This is a genomic window from bacterium, from assembly GCA_021158245.1.
In the GTDB taxonomy this organism is placed as follows: Bacteria; Zhuqueibacterota; QNDG01; order QNDG01; family QNDG01; genus QNDG01.
The window spans coordinates 1-17871 of sequence record JAGGVB010000064.1 but is presented as its reverse complement, the minus strand read 5'-3'; the positions used below and the strand labels follow the sequence as shown (position 1 = coordinate 17871).

14 protein-coding genes are annotated in these 17871 nt (G+C 39.4%); 8 read left to right on the top strand and 6 right to left on the bottom strand.

Annotated features, from left to right (window positions below; all coding sequences use genetic code 11):
* Together J7K93_03915 and J7K93_03910 are read right to left on the bottom strand one after the other, a co-directional pair.
* A partial coding sequence (locus tag J7K93_03915) for an ABC transporter permease (protein MCD6116139.1) occupies nt 1-1280 on the bottom strand: 1280 nt, incomplete at its 3' end.
* The gene (locus tag J7K93_03910) at nt 1281-1979 is read right to left on the bottom strand and encodes an ABC transporter ATP-binding protein (GenBank protein MCD6116138.1); all 699 of its coding nucleotides are present in this window, start codon (nt 1977-1979) and stop codon (nt 1281-1283) included. It lies immediately after the preceding gene.
* Between the two features lie 240 nt (nt 1980-2219).
* On the opposite strand from J7K93_03910, the gene J7K93_03905 reads away from it, so the two are divergent.
* On the top strand, nt 2220-5441 hold the full coding sequence (locus tag J7K93_03905) for a UvrD-helicase domain-containing protein (GenBank protein MCD6116137.1): 3222 nt from the start codon (nt 2220-2222) through the stop codon (nt 5439-5441).
* A 70-nt stretch (nt 5442-5511) separates the two neighbouring features.
* Here J7K93_03905 and J7K93_03900 read toward each other — a convergent pair whose 3' ends face one another.
* The 3 genes from J7K93_03900 to J7K93_03890 form a co-directional block, all read right to left on the bottom strand.
* Complete coding sequence (locus tag J7K93_03900) at nt 5512-6033, bottom strand: hypothetical protein (protein MCD6116136.1); 522 nt, start codon at nt 6031-6033, stop codon at nt 5512-5514.
* A 65-nt stretch (nt 6034-6098) separates the two neighbouring features.
* Nucleotides 6099-6602: a hypothetical protein gene (locus tag J7K93_03895; GenBank protein ID MCD6116135.1), complete on the bottom strand. Its 504-nt coding sequence runs from the start codon at nt 6600-6602 to the stop codon at nt 6099-6101.
* Nucleotides 6587-7177 (bottom strand): RNA polymerase sigma factor, encoded by a 591-nt coding sequence (locus J7K93_03890; protein MCD6116134.1) that lies wholly within the window; start codon nt 7175-7177, stop codon nt 6587-6589. The genes J7K93_03895 and J7K93_03890 overlap by 16 nt, the downstream gene beginning before the upstream one ends.
* A gap of 242 nt (nt 7178-7419) precedes the next feature.
* On the opposite strand from J7K93_03890, the gene J7K93_03885 reads away from it, so the two are divergent.
* The 7 genes from J7K93_03885 (at nt 7420) to J7K93_03855 (ending at nt 16732) form a co-directional block, all read left to right on the top strand.
* Nucleotides 7420-7869, top strand: coding sequence for a MarR family transcriptional regulator (locus J7K93_03885; protein MCD6116133.1), 450 nt, complete (start codon nt 7420-7422; stop codon nt 7867-7869).
* Nucleotides 7870-7893: 24 nt separating this feature from the next.
* Nucleotides 7894-11259 carry a M20/M25/M40 family metallo-hydrolase gene (locus J7K93_03880; GenBank protein MCD6116132.1) on the top strand — a complete coding sequence of 1122 codons (3366 nt, stop codon included), beginning with the start codon at nt 7894-7896 and terminating at the stop codon, nt 11257-11259.
* Nucleotides 11260-11306: 47 nt separating this feature from the next.
* Nucleotides 11307-12320 carry a PD40 domain-containing protein gene (locus tag J7K93_03875; GenBank protein MCD6116131.1) on the top strand — a complete coding sequence of 338 codons (1014 nt, stop codon included), beginning with the start codon at nt 11307-11309 and terminating at the stop codon, nt 12318-12320.
* A gap of 498 nt (nt 12321-12818) precedes the next feature.
* On the top strand, nt 12819-13025 hold the full coding sequence (locus tag J7K93_03870; GenBank protein MCD6116130.1) for a hypothetical protein: 207 nt from the start codon (nt 12819-12821) through the stop codon (nt 13023-13025).
* A 129-nt stretch (nt 13026-13154) separates the two neighbouring features.
* On the top strand, nt 13155-13451 hold the full coding sequence (locus J7K93_03865; protein MCD6116129.1) for a hypothetical protein: 297 nt from the start codon (nt 13155-13157) through the stop codon (nt 13449-13451).
* A 12-nt stretch (nt 13452-13463) separates the two neighbouring features.
* Nucleotides 13464-14513: an endolytic transglycosylase MltG gene (gene mltG / locus J7K93_03860; protein ID MCD6116128.1), complete on the top strand. Its 1050-nt coding sequence runs from the start codon at nt 13464-13466 to the stop codon at nt 14511-14513.
* A gap of 23 nt (nt 14514-14536) precedes the next feature.
* Entirely contained in the window at nt 14537-16732 is a 2196-nt protein-coding gene (locus J7K93_03855; GenBank protein ID MCD6116127.1) for a UvrD-helicase domain-containing protein, read from the top strand.
* Between the two features lie 26 nt (nt 16733-16758).
* Here the strand turns inward: J7K93_03855 and J7K93_03850 are convergent, their stop codons facing one another.
* Complete coding sequence (locus J7K93_03850; GenBank protein ID MCD6116126.1) at nt 16759-17262, bottom strand: C40 family peptidase; 504 nt, start codon at nt 17260-17262, stop codon at nt 16759-16761.
* Nucleotides 17263-17871: the final 609 nt, after the last annotated feature.

The following is a 17871-nucleotide window of genomic DNA, read 5'->3' as shown; positions in this document are numbered from 1 at the left end:
CCGTCTTTTGTTATGTAAAAATTACCTATTATTCCTGCAATTTTTGTCACAACCCATCCGAGGCCTATACCGAAAATCCCTCCGAAAAAACCAATTGTGCATGCTTCTATAATAAAAATCAGCTTTATTTCTCCTTCGCTTCCTCCGATTGCTTTGATAATGCCGATCTCTTTTGTCCTTTCAAGAATTGACATAAGCATAGTATTTATTATCCCCAGGGCAGCAACTAAAAGAGCAACAGCGCCGATTGCTCCGAGAATTGTATCAAAAACTATAAACCCTCTTTTCATCTCTTCAAGCTGATTAATGATTGACATTGTACCGAAGCCCATGGAATCAATCTTTGCACATACTGATTTAACGTCATTTATCTCATTTACTTTTACAGTAAGAGATTCAAATCCCTTTTTTCTTCCTGATGTGCCGAGTATGTCCCACACACTGTTAAATCCAATATGCGGTATTTTTTCCAGAGCATTTATGGGCATGTATGCATCTGTATTAAAAGGACTGCCGAATCTTGTGGATTTATCCAGAATTGCGGAAATTCTGACAGGGGTTTTAACCTCTTTAACAGGCGGAGATGAGAAAAATCCCAAAGGAGACGATTTACCCAAACCTGAGATTTTGTTAATGTCAATAACACTTGTAACAATGTACGCCTTTGTATTAATCAGAGTGTCGGGATCAACAGAAATAAAATTCTTTAAAGAGTCAATAGCAGTAAGTCTGCTGCCTTTAAGATCATTTTTCAGACGGAATTTGAGCTTATAGAGCAGGGATCTTTTTAAAATCAGGCTGAGACTTGTGTCTGAACTGAAAAAAGAGCCTGCTGTCAGCTTGTCAAAGGGAGGATATTTCCCCATTGACACAGGTATGCCCTTTATTCTGGTTTTTACCTTTCTGGTTCCAATCTTGATAATAGCAGCAAGACTTACTTCAGGAAAAGCTTCCTTTACTCCGGGTATGTGCCTGATCTTCTCTACTGCCGAATCATCCAGAACAGGAATTTCCGATTTTTTCAGATCATCGGAAAAAGCAGAGGCAATATGTCCGGGCCCTGAAGACATATCAATTTTTGCAGGAGTAACAAATATGTTTGTAAAAAGCTCGTTCTTCTTAAATGAATCTGTGATGTTTTTCTGCATTCCCACACCAAATGAGACCATTGATACAAGCGCGCCGATTCCTATTGTTACTCCCAGTCCTGTAAGAAATGAGCGTACCTTTGTTCTTTTAAGATTGGAAAAGCTCAGTCTGAAAATATCTGTAATATTCATTTATAAATTCCTTAATCCTTGTTCTTTCTCAATTTCACCGTCCAGAAGATGGATTATTCTGTGGGAAACTGTTTCTGCAAGGGGAATGTCGTGAGTCACCATTATGACAGTGATTTTTTTTGACTCATTAAGATCCTTAAGAATATTTATTATTTTTAAGGAAGTTTTTGAGTCCAGATTGCCTGTCGGTTCATCAGCCAGAAGAATTTCAGGATTGTTGCTCATTGCCCTTGCTATTGCAACTCTCTGAGCTTCGCCTCCGGACAGCTCTCCCGGAGTATGAAGGATTCTCTCTTTGAGTCCCACCTTTTCAAGAATCTCTGAAGCAAGAGGGCCTCTTTTTTTACGCGGCACTCCTCCGAAGATCATTGCAAATTCAACATTGCCTACGGCAGACAGATCAGGTATGAGGTTAAATGATTGAAATATCATACCTACAGTGTATCTCCTGTGCTGAACCAGTTCCGCTCTTGAGGCTTTTGTAAGGTCTTTTCCACCCACAATAAGAGAGCCTGATGTAGGAGTATCCATTCCGCCTATCATGTTCAGCAGAGTGGATTTGCCCGAGCCTGACGGACCCACAAAGGATACAAACTCTCCGTTTTTGATATTAAATGTTACTTTTGTAAGAGCATCCACGTGTGCATGACCTTTGCCATACTTCTTTTTTACATCTCTGGCTTCAACTGAATATTTCATATTTCCTCTGATTTGGTAAACTTTTTTGAGATAGATAAACAAAATCGAACTAACCTGCATTGTAACTCTTAAATTTGTGAACAATGCAAGCTAAATTTTAAGCAAATCAAAGATAAAATCAAAGAGGTTTGTAATTTGCCTTGTCATTTATCTCAGCGGAAACTATATTTATATCTGAACTGTTTTGTTTAAAATTCTACGTTTAACATCTTATAATGTTTCAGCAAATCGAGGTTGAAAATGAAATTTATCGCTGATCTTCACATACATTCCCACTTTTCAATTGCCACAAGCAAACAGCTTGTCCCGGAATATCTTGATTTCTGGGCTGCTCTCAAAGGCATCAAGGTAGTGGGAACAGGTGATTTTACTCATCCGGGATGGACAAAGGAGCTTAAAGAGAAGCTTGTACCAACAGGTACAGGCCTTTACAATCTGAATAATAAGCTTCGCCTTGATCTGCCGTTTTTGCCTGATGCTGAATTTGACAGAGATGTTTCTTTTATCTTAAGTGCTGAGATCAGTACAATCTATAAAAAGAACGGCAAGGTCAGAAAAGTGCATCATGTGATTCTTGCTCCGGATTTTGAAACTGCAGAGGGAATTCAGGCCGAGCTTGCAAAGCGCGAGTTTAACATAACCTCAGACGGCCGCCCTATTCTGGGCCTGGATTCCAGAGACCTGCTCGAACTTGTTCTCAGTGTTTCGGAACATATACTTTTTATACCTGCCCATATCTGGACTCCATGGTTTTCGGTTCTGGGAAGTAAATCGGGATTTGATACTGTACAGGAGTGTTACGGAGATCTTTCAAAATACATCTATGCCGTGGAAACAGGCCTTTCTGCAGATGCTCCCATGCTGTGGATAAATTCCACTCTTGATTCTTACACACTTTTAAGTAATTCCGATGCTCACTCCCCTGAGAGGCTCGGCAGAAACAGCAATATTCTTGATACTGATGTATCTTACACCGGAATAGTTGATGCAGTCAAAAAAGGGGACGGCACAACATTCAAAGGAACAATAGATCTTTTCCCGCAGGAGGGAAAGTACCATTTTGACGGCCACAGAAAGTGCGGTATCAGGTGGAGCCCTCTTGAGTCCTTAAAACATAACGGAATCTGCACTGAATGCGGAAAACCTGTAACAGAAGGAGTACTGAACCGTGCAGCACAACTTGCAGACAGAGAGAGTTATGAATTACGTGATAAGCGTCTGCCATATACATCAATCATCCCTTTAAAGGAAGTCCTTTCAGAGATTCACGGAATCGGAGGAAATTCAAAATTTATTGCAAGAGAGTATTTTAATCTTCTTAAGAAGCTGGGGCCGGAGCTTAAGATATTGCTTGAAGTCCCTCCGGAGGAGATTGAAGAAAAAGCCGGAGCTCTTCTTTCTGAGGCGGTTTTCAGAATGCGTTCAAAAAGAGTTTTTATACAGGAAGGATTTGACGGTGAATACGGTAAAATTTCGGTGTTTTCAGATAAGGAAATTTTGTCTGTAAAAAACAAAGATCAGGAGTCTCTTTTTGCAGTCGGTGAGCCATCCTGGCTGAGGCCCCATGTAAGAGAACCGATCCCCTTTGATCTGGCAGAATTTAACAGGCTCAAACATAAAGACAACAAAGAACCAGCTGCTAAAGAATTGCAAAAGACTGTAAAAGAAAAAAATCCGCTGTCAGGATTAAACAGCCAGCAGAAAAGAGCGGTAACCCGGGGACAAGGCCAGTGTATGGTTATAGCAGGCCCGGGAACAGGAAAAACCCGTGTTCTGACCCAGAGAATCGGCTATCTTGTCAGAGATCTTCAGATTGATCCCTCTGCAATATTTGCAGTGACTTTTACTAACAAGGCAGCTGTTGAGATGAAGAGCCGGATTCGTTCATTTATCCCGTCTGCCCAGGCGGATTTAATAACAGTCGCTACATTTCATGCATTCGGTTATACTGTTTTAAAGGAATTTGCAGAGTACATCTCAAGGCAGGATAATTTTTCCGTTATTCACAGACATGAGACAGAAAGCATAATTGCAGAGATTACCGGAGAATCCAAAACAAAGGTCAGGAGCCTGTCGGACTCTGTCTCAAATATCAAACAGGGAATAGGAGATGGCGCAGATAATGATGTGCGGGAAATATTTGATAAATATGAAAATTATCTCAACAAGGAGAATCTTCTTGATCTTGATGACTTGATTTATAAAACAAATAAAATTTTATCGGAGAATGAGCAGGTCTTAAGCAGAGTCAGGGATCATTACAAGTGGATTTTAATTGATGAGTTTCAGGATATAAACCGGATGCAGTATGATTTAATCCTTAAAATTGCAGGGGGAGAGGATTCAAATATTTTTGTTATAGGTGATCCAAATCAGGCAATTTACGGATTCAGGGGCGCGGATGTAAAATTTATTGATCATTTCAAAAGAGATTTTCCCCGGGCAGAAGTAATCCGCCTGCACAAAAGTTACAGATGTCCTGATATTGTACTTAAAGCTACTTCCTCTGTCACAGGAGGAGATGAAACTTTATCAGGCATTGATCACGGGGGTAAGATAAAAGTCTCTGTTCATCAGACTGAAAAGAGTGAGGCGGAATTTATTGCAAGAACAATTGAGCAGCTTGCCGGAGGCTTAAGGTTCTTCTCAATGGACAGTGATATTACTCAGGGCTCTGAGAGAGATACTGTTCCGCTCTCCGAATGCGCTGTTTTATGCCGTACTGCAAAGCAGTTTCCAGCTCTTAAAAAGGCTTTTAAAGATCACTCCATACCCTGCAGAGTTGCAGGGGAGAACTCTTTTTTTATGACAGAACCCGTGCTCTCTGTTGTGTATCTTCTGCGTTTTGTTCTAAATCCCGCTTCAAAGTTTTTAATGTCGCATTTCAGTAAAAATAAATTTATTAAAATTGAGCCGTCAACTTCAGGATTAAATTTAAAATATCAGGATATGCCGGTAGAGGAACTTCTGAAAAATCTTGCAGACAAGTATATCAATCCCAACGAGGAAAATGAAGAGAGTGTAAGCAGGCTTTTTTCCATATCGGAAAGGTTCGGGAAAAGCCACGAAGATTTCTTAAGGTTTGCACTTACAGGCTCTTCTGCTGATGATCTTCTGCTTGATTCCGAGAAAGTTACGCTGATGACTCTCCACGCATCCAAAGGACTGGAGTTTGAATGTGTTATAATTGCAGGGTGTGAAAAGGGATTAATTCCTTACTCTCTTTTCCCCGGGCAGGAGAGCGACCCTGAAGAAGAGAAACGGCTTTTTTATGTGGGAATGACAAGAACAAAAAAGAGACTGTATCTGACTATGGCAAAAAACAGGCTGCTTTTCGGACGGGTTTTTTCTCTTGAGAAAAGCCCTTTTGTTTCACTTATTGACAGTGATTTTACGGAACAGGAGATTATCTCTTACAAAAAAAAGCCTTCAAAGGATAAAGACCAGCTGAAGCTGTTTTAACGGATAGAAAATTTATATTGAAAAATATCCCGATGGAAGGACTCCGTCAGAGACGAAATATTTATAGAAATTAATTCATAAACCCTTTTAAAAATTTGCACAGTTCGCTGATTATATTTTCGTATGAACTTTTTTTTACTCCGTTGAAATTAAGGTTGTAGAACGGCTTTGTATAGGGTTTGTCTAAACAGATGCATACTTCAGGATTCAGCTTCCTTGTCAAGTATATTGCCGGAAGATTAAAATCCATGTCCAGATCAATCAGCACATCGAATCCTGATCCGGCTGTGTTTTTAATTGTCTGTGACTGAAGAATGTCTTTAATATTTGATGTATATTGATATGTCCGCTGCTTTCCGGAAATTAAAAGATCTTCATCAGGAGTAAAAATATCAATTCTTTTTTCAGGAAACAGATCGCTAAACTGCTTCTTAAGTGATTCTTTGTCCTCCCTGGTCTGATCTGCTCGTGGAATTACAAGTATTGAGGCTGCTTTTGAAAGGGAGTCTTTAAAATTTACAGCTTTACGTTTTCTTTGAGGGTTAACAAAAAAACGAACATAGCTGTATCCGATTTTCTCTATAATATTCATCACATCCGCCGTATTAAATTTAATTTGTAAAATATAGTAATTCTGACCAGTATTAGCAACAAAAATTATCGGAGCATAGATGACACAGCCCCGAATTTTTTTGAGGCAATAGTGTCCAAAAAGGCTATAAGCATAATTGCGGACAGTGATATAATAGTAAGAGATGCAAAGGGATTCCTGCTTTTTGCAAATATTACAAATGGTATTGCAGCTTCTTTAATTGCTGAAAAGATACCGGACAGGAAGATATTAAATGCCGAGAAATGCGTTAGAAAAGCAGTATAAAAAACTGCGCCTCCGAGCAGTGCTGAAAAAAGTATTATGCTCCATGTACTGAAGAATGGTACTTTTTCAGAAGGAATAATACTTTCAACAATTTTACTGCAGATATTATCATCAATAAAAGAGTCAGGAGAATGTGTAAGTCCATCAAATATAATAGAATATTCCTCAAGCTTTACTTTGCAGGTATCGCAGTTTTCCACATGAACAGCAGCTTTTCTGCCCGAAGCAGAATCAGGATTTTCAATGTAGTTCTGCAATTCATATTCTGTCAGATGTTCTGACATGATAATTCTCCCTTGTACTTTTTTTCAACTGCAAGCCGTAACTTCTGCCTTGCCCTGAAAAGGTAAGATTTGACTGTCCCGGCAGGAATGTCCATTATTTCACCTATTTCTCTGTATGAAAGTTCATCAATATGGTAGAGAGTAAGAATTGTACGATACGAAGGTTCCATTCCCATAATTTCATTTTTAATGATTGCTATGTATTCTTCTGATTCGTATAAAATATCGTGAGTCTTATCCCTGCTTATAAAAATGTCATCATCTCCCTTTTCAGGAGAGATGTCTGATGCAAGAGCCGCTTTCTTTTTTTTAATTCGATTCAGGCAGGTGTTGTATGTAATCCTGCCTACCCACGATGAAAGTTTACATTTAAAACGGAATGTTTCGAGAGATGAGAAGATTTTTAAAAAGACGTCCTGAAACAGATCCTCCCTCTCTTCCCTTCGTTTAACCATTCGCCAGATGATATGTTCCACAAGGCGTTTGTAAGAGTCGATAAAATATCTGACCGCTTCTCTGTCTTTTTTAAGAACGTTTTCTACTAAATTTCGCTCATTTCCATAATCTTTTTTCATAGGCTCTATTAAATACGACGGATTGTAAGGCGAAATGTTTCAATTTTTATCAGCGAGGCTAAAACCTGTTTAAAAAGTTTTCTAATTCCGATAAAAGCATTAGTACTTTGATTTGAAATAAGAACAGTAACTCCGAATAGAGAGGGGCTTAAGGCGGGAAATAATAATTTTCTTGTTTTTCCGGGAAACATAGCCTATATTGAATTTGGTTGTATACGCAACTAAATTAAAGGGCAGGCTATATGCAGCGCAGAAATTTAATGGCAGGAGAATCAGTTGCACACCTTGTGGGAAAAGTACGAAGGGCTTTTACCAATCATCTGAACAGAAGTTATGTGCAGGCTGGTTTAAATATTAATGTCCAGCAATTTGTTGTACTGGTAATACTCTGGAATAAGGACAGGCTTCCTCAGCAGGATATTGCGTCTCTTACGGGCAAAGATAAAACAAGCGTAACCCGCCTGTTAAACAATATGGAAAAAAAAGGTTTAATTTTACGTCAGCACGGTAACACTGATAAAAGGCAAAAATTAATTTGTTTAACAGAAAAAGGAAAAAGTTTAAAAGAAAAATTGATAATTCATACCGAGATAAATATTAACACTGCCGAAAAAGATATTTCTTCCGAAGACATGGAGATATGTAAGAATGTATTAAATAAAATGTATGAGAATTTGACAAGCAAGGCCTGAATAATTATAAATGAGGAGACAAAAATGATAAAAAAAATTACCCTGATTCTGCTGGCTCTGATTTCTTCAGCTTTGGCACAGCAGCAGACAATTAATCACCGGATTACGGCTGCAGTTGATCCGGCTAACCATTATATCGAATCAACGGACGTCATTACGATTCCGGCTGCGGATCAGACACTGTACTTTCTGCTGGTCAGCAGCTTAGAAGTTTCTTCAGAAACACCGGGCGTTACTATTACGCTCGATAAAAGTGAGATCAGGGCAAAGGATTTCGGGATGGATGTGGAAGATTTTAATCTGTCCTCCTCAATAACTCAAAATAAGTATAAAGTCTATTTTGCGGATAAGCCGGCGGGAGATGCGGTTTTTACCCTTAAAATGAAGGGTGAAATTAATTACAAAATAGCTGATACCGGCACCGAATACGCCCGGGGCTTCAGCCAGACCCCGGGAATTATTTGTGAGAAGGGTGTTTATCTCGGAGGCTCCACTTACTGGGTTCCCTGGTTTAATGAGAAGGCTGTTTCCTTTGAACTTACAACTGTACTGCCGGAAGACTGGGATTCGGTAAGCCAGGGCAGGCGGATTAAACATGAAATTAAAAACGGCCGCAGAATCACAACCTGGGATGCTCCTGAGCCCATGGAAGAAATTTATCTTATCGCTGCAAAATTTCATGAATACATCCTCAAAGCCGGTGCCGTAGATGTTATGGCTTTTCTGCGTACTCCTGACGAAAATCTGGCCAATAAATATCTTGAAACGACTGCTCAATATCTTGAAATGTACCGTAAACTGATCAGTCCTTATCCTTTCTCTAAATTCGCGCTTATCGAGAATTTTTGGGAGACAGGTTACGGCATGGCTTCATTTACCCTGCTTGGAGAGCAGATTATCCGTTTTCCGTTCATTCTTCATTCCTCTTATCCGCATGAACTGCTGCATAATTACTGGGGCAACAGCGTCTATGTAGATTTTAAGAGCGGCAACTGGTGTGAGGGCATTACAGTGTATATGGCAGATCATCTGATAAAGGAACAGCGGGGCCAGGGGGCGGATTACAGAAGATCGACAATTCAGAAATATACCGATTACGTGACACCGCAGAATGATTTTCCTCTGAACAAGTTTCTTGCCCGCCATGACGCAGCTTCCGAAGCTGTGGGCTACGGCAAATGCATGATGACCTGGAACATGCTGCGTGAGGATGTGGGAGATGAAAATTTTGTCAAGGGTTTTCAGAAATTTTACAGAGACAATAAATTTAAATTTGCTTCTTTTGATGATATCCGGCTTGCTTTTGAAGATGTCTGCGGCAGAGATTTTAAACCCTTCTTCAAGCAATGGATTGACAGAACCGGCGCTCCCGAGCTCGGTTTATCCAAAGTTAAAATTAAAAAAGTAAAAGACGGGTTTAAGTTGAAGTTTACCCTGACCCAGAATCAGAAGGAAGCTGCCTTTGTTTTAAATGTACCGGTTGCTGTTTCATTTAAAGATGAAGTTAAAATTGGAAAAGTCGTCATGACTGTAAAAAATCAGAACTATGATCTGTTTTTTAAGAAGAAGCCCGGGCTTCTTCAGATAGATCCACAATTTCAGTTATTCAGGAAGCTTAACTATTTTGAAATTCCGCCGTCACTTTCAAAAATTTTCGGTTCGGAAGATATCCTTATTATTCTGCCGTCAAAGGCCGGGCCTGATAAGCTGAACAATTATAAAATATTGGCCGAGAAGTGGGCTAAAGATAAGACCAAAAGAATAGAAATTAAATTCGATACGGAAATTTCCAACTTACCGGCCGATAAGGCAGTCTGGATATTCGGACGCGAAAATATTTATAAAGATATAATTGAAAAAGGTATTGCCGGGTACGATGCTGAAATAACCGGCAGTTCCGTACGGCTGGCAAAATCCGATTTTAAATACGGACAAAACAGTTTTGTTGTGGCTGTCAGGCATCCCGGAAATTATAAATCGGTTGCAGCCTGGTTAACAATAGAGAAACCGGAAGCTGTTGACGGCCTGTCAAGAAAGCTGCTTCATTACGGCAAATACAGCTATCTTGTTTTTACAGGCGATGAACCGACTAATATAGCCAAGGGACAATGGCGGGCGGTAAATTCTCCTCTTGTTAAGAAGATCGGAGATAAATCAGGAGATGTATTTACAGAACTGCCGAAGCGTAAGGCTCTTGCTTATCTTGCACCTGTTTTCTCTGCAGACCGGATGCTTGAATCAGTCAAATTTCTCGCAAGTGATGAACTGAAGGGGCGAGGCCTGGGAACTCCGGGAATTGAAAAAGCCGCAGAATTTATCGCAGAACATTTTAAAAAAGCGGGGCTCGTGCCGGGCGGAGATAACGGAACATATTTCCAATCATGGAAAGATGTGATTAATAAAAAGGGTGATAAGGGATACATTAAGAATATTATCGGGATCATACCCGGAACAAATAAAGATATGGCCGGAGAATCCGTAGTAGTCAGTGCACATTATGATCATCTCGGCCTGGGCTGGCCCGATGTGCGCAAAGGCAATGAAGGTAAGATTCATAACGGGGCAGATGATAACAGCAGCGGAGTAGCGGTTATGATGGAGCTGGCAAAGCTGCTCGGCAGATCTCTGAAACCGCAGAGAACCATTATATTTATTGCTTTTACAGCAGAAGAGAACGGTTTGGTCGGCTCCGGACATTACGTCAAAAATGCCGGGAAATATCCAGCTGCCAAAATTATAGGCGACCTGAATTTGGATACGGTCGGCAGATTATTTGATAATAAACTGCTGGTTCTCAATACTTCAAGCGCCCGCGAATGGAAGTTTGTTTTCATGGGCGCCGGGTATGTTACCGGAGTTGATGCTGAAATGGTAACTCAGGAACTTGATGCCAGTGACCAGATGTCCTTTATTAACGCCGGTATACCTGCCGTGCAGTTTTTCTCCGGGGCCAACAGCGATTACCACCGTCCTTCTGATACATCTGATAAAATTGATGCAGCCGGAATGGTGAAGGTGGCTTCTTTTGTCAGAGAAGGAATTCTGTATCTCGCGGAAAGAGAAGAGCCTTTAACATTCAAGGCGGTTAAAAAACAGGCGGTTCAGGTGAGGCCCAAAAGCAGTAAACGGAGCGCCGGAACCGGCAGTATGCCTGATTTTGCCTATTCAGGCAAAGGCGTAAAACTGGCCGGCGTTTCCGAAGGCTCAGCAGCACAGAAGGCCGGACTGAAAAAAGGTGATATCATTGTCAAACTCGGCAAATACAAAGTTGACAATCTGAGGGATTATTCCAACGCGTTAAAATCCTATGAGCCGGGTGTTAAGATCAGTTTTGTTTATTTAAGAGATGGTAAAGAGAATTCGGGAGAAATGATTTTATCGGAGAGGTAGTTTAAATATAATTAATTAAGGCATGTAATTTTGAGAAGGAGAAAGTGATGAATCTATCAAAAAGAATTACGGCTGTTTTATTCCTCGGCATTATGATTATGCTATCCGGCTGTAAGTCAGAACAGAAGAAAACAGCGCAAACAGAGAAGAAAGAATTAAAGGTCTGGAGAATACCGAATGTTCCCCAGGCTGCGGAAGCATATTTTTCTCCGGACGGAAAACGATTAATCTGTGACGCAAAGATGGAAGGCGATTCAACCTTTTTAGTGTATACTCTGAATTTGGACGGCACTGATATAAAAAGAATAAATGACAGAGGTGAAGACGCATGCACATTTTATCATCCTGATGGTAAGAGCATCATCTGGACTTCCACGAGGGATCACCTGGATTTAAAGAATAAGGGAGATTATTCAAAGCCGGAAGATTATCCCAAAGGTGCAGAATTATATATTTCCGACCTTGATGGAAATAACGTAAAAAGATTAACGGATAATTTGTATTACGATGCAGAAGTAGCCTATTCTCCTGACGCAACAAAGATTTTATTCGGACGTCAGATTGACGGTAAAATGGATTTGTGGCTGATGGATCCCGACGGAAGTAATCAGCGGCAGATTACACATACACCGATATGGCAGGAGGGCGGAGCGTTCTATTTGCCGGACAATAAAACAATTATTTACCGTGCCTGGAAGATTACAGACCAGGGACAGCGCGGTATACCCATGGCAATTTTTACAGTGAATGATGACGGTACGAATTGTAAACAACTTACAGATGCTGAAACAACAAACTGGTCTCCTTTTCCTGCTCCGGACGGGATCCATTTTGTCTTTGTTAAAGTGCTTCCGCCGCATAATTATGAAATTTTCCTGATGAATATGAAAACCGGGGAACAAAAACAACTGACATTTAATAAAGCTTTTGACGGTTTCCCTGTAATATCGCCGGATGGAAAACTTTTAACATTTTCTTCCAGCAGAGGGGCGAAACCAGGCGAGAGAAAGTTAACACTTTATTTAATGGATATTTCTTCTCTTAATTTGGGCGGAAATTAAAGAACGAGGATTGAAATTAACATTAAAACAGGCGCATTAATGCGTCTGTTTTAATGTTAAACAAAATAAGGGTAATTATCTGAAATAAAACAGATCCTGCCAAAGGAGAATCAGGTACCGAATATGAAATGCTTCAGTTAATCCGGTTCTCATAATACACTTTAAGAGATAGAGGATAGTTTTAAAGAAAAATTCAAATAGGCAGGAAATTCCTTCTCAATATTCAAACTAGGGGAAAATTTTGTAGCGGACTACTTTTTTTCTCAAGCCTGAATTTTATTTATATTAATAAAATAAATGTGAGGCTGAAATAATTACCACAACTAATCATAGTTAAAACAGTATGTTAGACGGGTACTGCCAAGTATGAATTAAGATAAAGCACTTGATATGCAGCAAACATGAAAGATATTAAAATTTATGGCTCGTTTTTTGCAAATAAAAAAAGAAGATAAAGCAGAAAATGTGTTCATATTAGAAATAAGAAACGGGGAAATTATGTTAGGATACCTGGCAGCATTTATTATCGGCGGAATTGCAGGAGTACTTGGAATGGCACTGTTTACAAGTTCTTCAAAAACCAAGATAATTAGGGAAACACAAACAATTGCGAGACGCCTCGATTTTCTGGAAAGAGAAGGCGAATCAAAAAGATTTAAACCTGTACGTGATCCGCGCCCGCAATTACATAAGCTTGTCAATTAAGTTCTGTCACATATTGATTTTATTCAGCCCTGCTTGTACAATGCCGGGCTTTTTTATTTGTTTATTCTAATAAATATTGAGATTTCCGGTTGACAATATAGTTGAAATATTGTAAATTGTTTGGCGTTTATGAAAGACCTTAATTTAAAAAAGGCCCTGATATTTTCGGGGCTGTTTTTTCTGATTCAATCTGAGCTGTTCGGGCAGCATGAAGATAAAATAGTTGTTATTTTTACAGGAAGCAATAATGGCGCTGTTTCTTTATGCCATTGCCCTCCTGTTCCATGGGGGGGATTAGCCCGCAGAAAAAGCCTGCTTGATTCCCTTAAAAAGAGAAATGAGTGTGATTTTGTTATAGAGCTGATAGATGCTTTCCCCGGTACAAATTTCTATAAAACCGGATACCCGGATCAGGGCGATGGCTAAAACGGAGGATAAATGAGGCAGGTTGAGAATTTTTTAAAATATATCAGAAAGAGGGAGTATGCTTTTTCAGTATTAATAATTCTTTGTGTTGTGATAGTTTCATTTTTTTATGTACTTTTTTATCCGACAGCAGAAGTAAGAAAAAAATCAGGAGTTGAAATAAAAGTCCTTCCTGGTATGGCTCCGGTACAGATAGCTGATACACTTATAAATAAAGGCCTTATTTCAAATAAAAAGAAGTTTGTTATAGCTGTCAAACTGCTTGGAATATCAAAGAAACTGCAGGCAGGAGATTATGAATTTTTCGGAAGATTGAACAATTATTCAATTGCTGAGAAATTATATAAAGGAAGGGTCATAACTGAAAAGATTACATTCCCCGAAGGAATGAGAGCTGCAGAGATGGCTGAATTGCTGAAAGAAAAGTTTAATATTAATCCCGGATATTTTATGAAATTGGTGATGAGCGATTCCCTGTGCAGATTAGTTGGTATTAATGCCCATTCTTTAGAAGGATATCTATACCCTGATACATACAGATTCAGCCGTACAGTTGATGCGGAAGAAGTCATAAAACGTATGGTTCGACAGTGGAAACAGGTTTTTAATAGTGCCCTTAAAACAAGAGCGGCAAAAATGGGCATGACAGTTCATGAGGCCATGACACTTGCATCAATAATCGAAGGTGAAGCACAGGTAGATTCAGAGCGAAAAACAATCTCTGCGCTTTATCATAACAGATTAAAAAGAGGCATGCGCCTTCAGGCTGATCCCACGATCCAGTACATTATTCCTGACGGGCCGAGGCGTCTTTTGAAAGATGACCTTCAGATTAATTCCCCTTACAATACCTATATCCATGCAGGATTACCTCCCGGACCCATAAATAATCCTGGTAAAGAATCAATTATTGCAGCACTGTATCCGGATAGCAGCCGCTATCTCTACATGGTTGCAGACGGTGACGGGTCGCACACTTTTTCCAAAACAATGACAGAACACTTACGGGCCAAGAATAAATTTGACACAATAAGGAAAAGAGTCCGTCGGCTTTATAAATAATTTTTACCCCTAAAGAGGTTTTTGTGAAAGATATTCTGAAAACGCTGAATAATGAGCAGCGGGATGCGGTTCTGGCAGGTGACGGCCCGGTTATGGTTCTGGCAGGTGCGGGAAGCGGAAAAACAAGAGTTCTTACAATGCGGATAGCTCATCTTATTTCAGAAAGAAAAGTGCCTCCGCAGAACATTCTGGCAGTTACTTTCACAAAGAAAGCTGCAGGAGAAATGAAGGAGAGAATTAAGGCTCTTGTACCGCAAAGCGAGGGTTTGTGGATAGGAACTTTTCATTCTATCTTTTCCCGAATTCTAAGGAGAGAGGCCTCTGCAATAGGATACACTTCTGATTTTGTTATTTATGACAGAGAAGATCAGGAGAAGATTATCAAAACCATAATAAACGATACCCTGACAGGCGGAGAGAAATATTCCGTATCTGCCATACTATCCACAATAAGCAAGGCAAAGAACAGCCTTGTTCCTCCCGAAATATTTTCCGAGCGGGCATCTACTCTTTTTGAAGAAATGGTTGCAAAAATTTATCCCCTGTACCAGATTAGGTTGAGAAAAAATAACGGATTTGATTTTGATGATCTAATCACTGTACCGATTTTACTTTTTACAAAAAGAGAAGATATCCTGAAAAGCTACCAGGAGCGGTTCCGTTATATACTTGTTGATGAGTACCAGGACACGAACAGAGCCCAGTATCAGTTAATCAGGCTTCTCGGCCAGGCTCATAATAATATTTGTGTTGTGGGAGATGATGACCAGTCCATATACAGGTGGCGAGGGGCTGATATAAGAAATATCCTTGAATTTGAAAAGGATTTTTCAGGTTCGGCAGTTTACAGGCTTGAGCAGAACTACAGATCAACAAAAAATATTTTAAAAGGCGCTGTTTCAGTAGTAGCCAACAATAAAGGGCGAAAAGGTAAAACCCTCTGGTCCGAAAACGATCAGGGGGAGAAGATAGATGTTGTTGAAACTCGTAATGAACATGAAGAAGCCCGTAGTGTGGTGGAAAAGATTCATAACGAGATATTTAAAAGAAAAAGGACGTTTAATGATTTTGCTATCCTTTTCAGGACAAATGCTCAGTCCCGTGTTCTTGAAGATGCTTTAAGAAGAAGCGGAATATCATACGTTATTGTAGGCGGAATAAGATTTTATGAACGTAAGGAAGTAAAGGACCTTCTTGCATATCTGAAATTAGTTGTAAATCCGAAAGATGATGTAAGTTTCAGGCGTGTTGTTAATTTTCCTTATAGAGGCATTGGCAAGGTTTCTCTCGGAAAACTGGAAGAGTTTGCAAAAGAAAAGGATATCTCTCTTCTTGAGGCGTCCGCAATGGCAGAAGAAATAAATTCAATATCTGACAGAATAAAAACAGGGATAAAAGCATTTTATGATCTTATCTCAAAATATATGGCATTAAGGGATAAGTTCAAGCCTGACGAACTTGTACATGCATTGACTGATGAAACAGGTATGCTGCTGATGTATAAAAAAGATATCAGTCAGGAGAGCCAGAGCAGGGCGGAAAATATACACGAGCTGCTGTCATCTGTTGATGAATATGTAATGCGTAATGAGTCTTCGACAATTTCAGGATTTCTCGAAGAGGTATCTCTCGTCAATGATATAGATTCATGGGACAGTAAAGCTAATGCAATTACTCTTATGACTCTGCACAGCGCAAAAGGGCTGGAATTTCCCGTTGTAATGATTACAGGCTGTGAAGAGGGGCTTTTCCCGCTTGTGAGAAGCATAGAGGATCCTGATGCACTTGAAGAGGAGAGAAGGCTCTTTTATGTGGGGCTTACAAGAGCAAAACAAAAAGTATACATTTTTTGGGCCAATGAAAGAAGAAGGTTCAATGAATTTAAAGTTTCAGTGCAGTCCAGATTTTTAGATGAGATTGATTCCGATGTAGTTGAAATAAGAGGTATTAACCCCAAAAGATTCAGAAGCGGATTTAAACAAACAGGGACACGCCCTGCATTAAAAAAAGGATTCAATTCTTCTTCTGATGCAGAAACATTTTCTCAGGAACCGTCAAGGCTGCAAAGGGATACACGTGTTAGCCATAAATTGTTCGGAGAAGGAAGAGTGATTGAATCAGGGGGAAAGGGTACACATCAAACAGTAACTGTGCTTTTTGATGAGGGAACAAAGAAGAAATTTCTTGTTGAGTATGCTAATCTGACTGTACTCGGATAGTTGATAAGCGGTAATATTTGTATTTTTTACATAGATGTGTTGATATCAGATAGTACAATTCTTTTTGCACCTATAAATCTTTTTCTGTAATATGGAGATGTAAGATTAGATTCTATCACTCCTCTTGAAGATGATGCGTGTATAAAAATATTTTTACCGAGATATATTCCAACGTGTGAAATCATTGCTGTTTTTGACCGGAAAAAAACAAGGTCTCCGGTTTTAAGATTCTGAATTTCCACATCTTTCCCAAGTTTAAAAAGTTTATGGGAACTGTGGGGAAGTTCCAGTCTAAAAGCTTTTTTGAAAACTGCAACAACAAGCCCGGAACAGTCCATTCCATACCTGTCTTTTCCCCCGTATCTGTAGGGAACTCCGAGGAATGATTCGGCAGCAGTTTTAATTCCTGAATGAGGATTATAGCGGTTTCTGACGCTGTAAGAGTTGTCAGGCATGATACTGCAGGAAACAGTGAATAGAACAACAGCTGTAAAAATTAGAATTAAACTTTGGGTTCTGAAATATTTCACGAATTATACTCCGGTTTTTCGGGATCTGTTTTTCTATTTAAATTAAAAATGTAATGGCATTAAGTCAAGGGAATAAAGTTGTAAAGTTTATAAAGTTATAAAGTTTGTAAAGTCTATAAAGTTGTAAAGTTTATAAAGTTATAAAGTCTATAAAGTTTATAAAGTTATAAAGTTCATAAAGTTATAAAGTCGAAGATGTTTTATTCAGATATTCTGTATTAGATTACTTTTCTGTCTTTTCCGTCCCGATGAAATCGGGAGGAAACCAGAGGAGGGCTGGTAAAGGATTAAATACACCCTGCCCCCTGGATTCCCGCTTAAAACATGCGGGAATGACTCCTACCGGAGACCAGTTTTAACGGAGATTTGCAGATGCCGGTAATCCTTCTGCTTGATACTAAAACAAACCGGAGAACCTTTTTCAACTTATTTATGCATACTAACGCTTTTAATTATAGAATTTTATGATGCTTTCTTTAACTGTTTTTTCGAGGGGTGCAAGTTTGTATTTTTTAATGAAGTGTGTTGTAAATTTGTCATATCTGCGGAAACAGCCGCTAAAAGGGTGACGGGGAAAAAGAGAGAAAGTCCGAATAAAAGAAAAGAGAT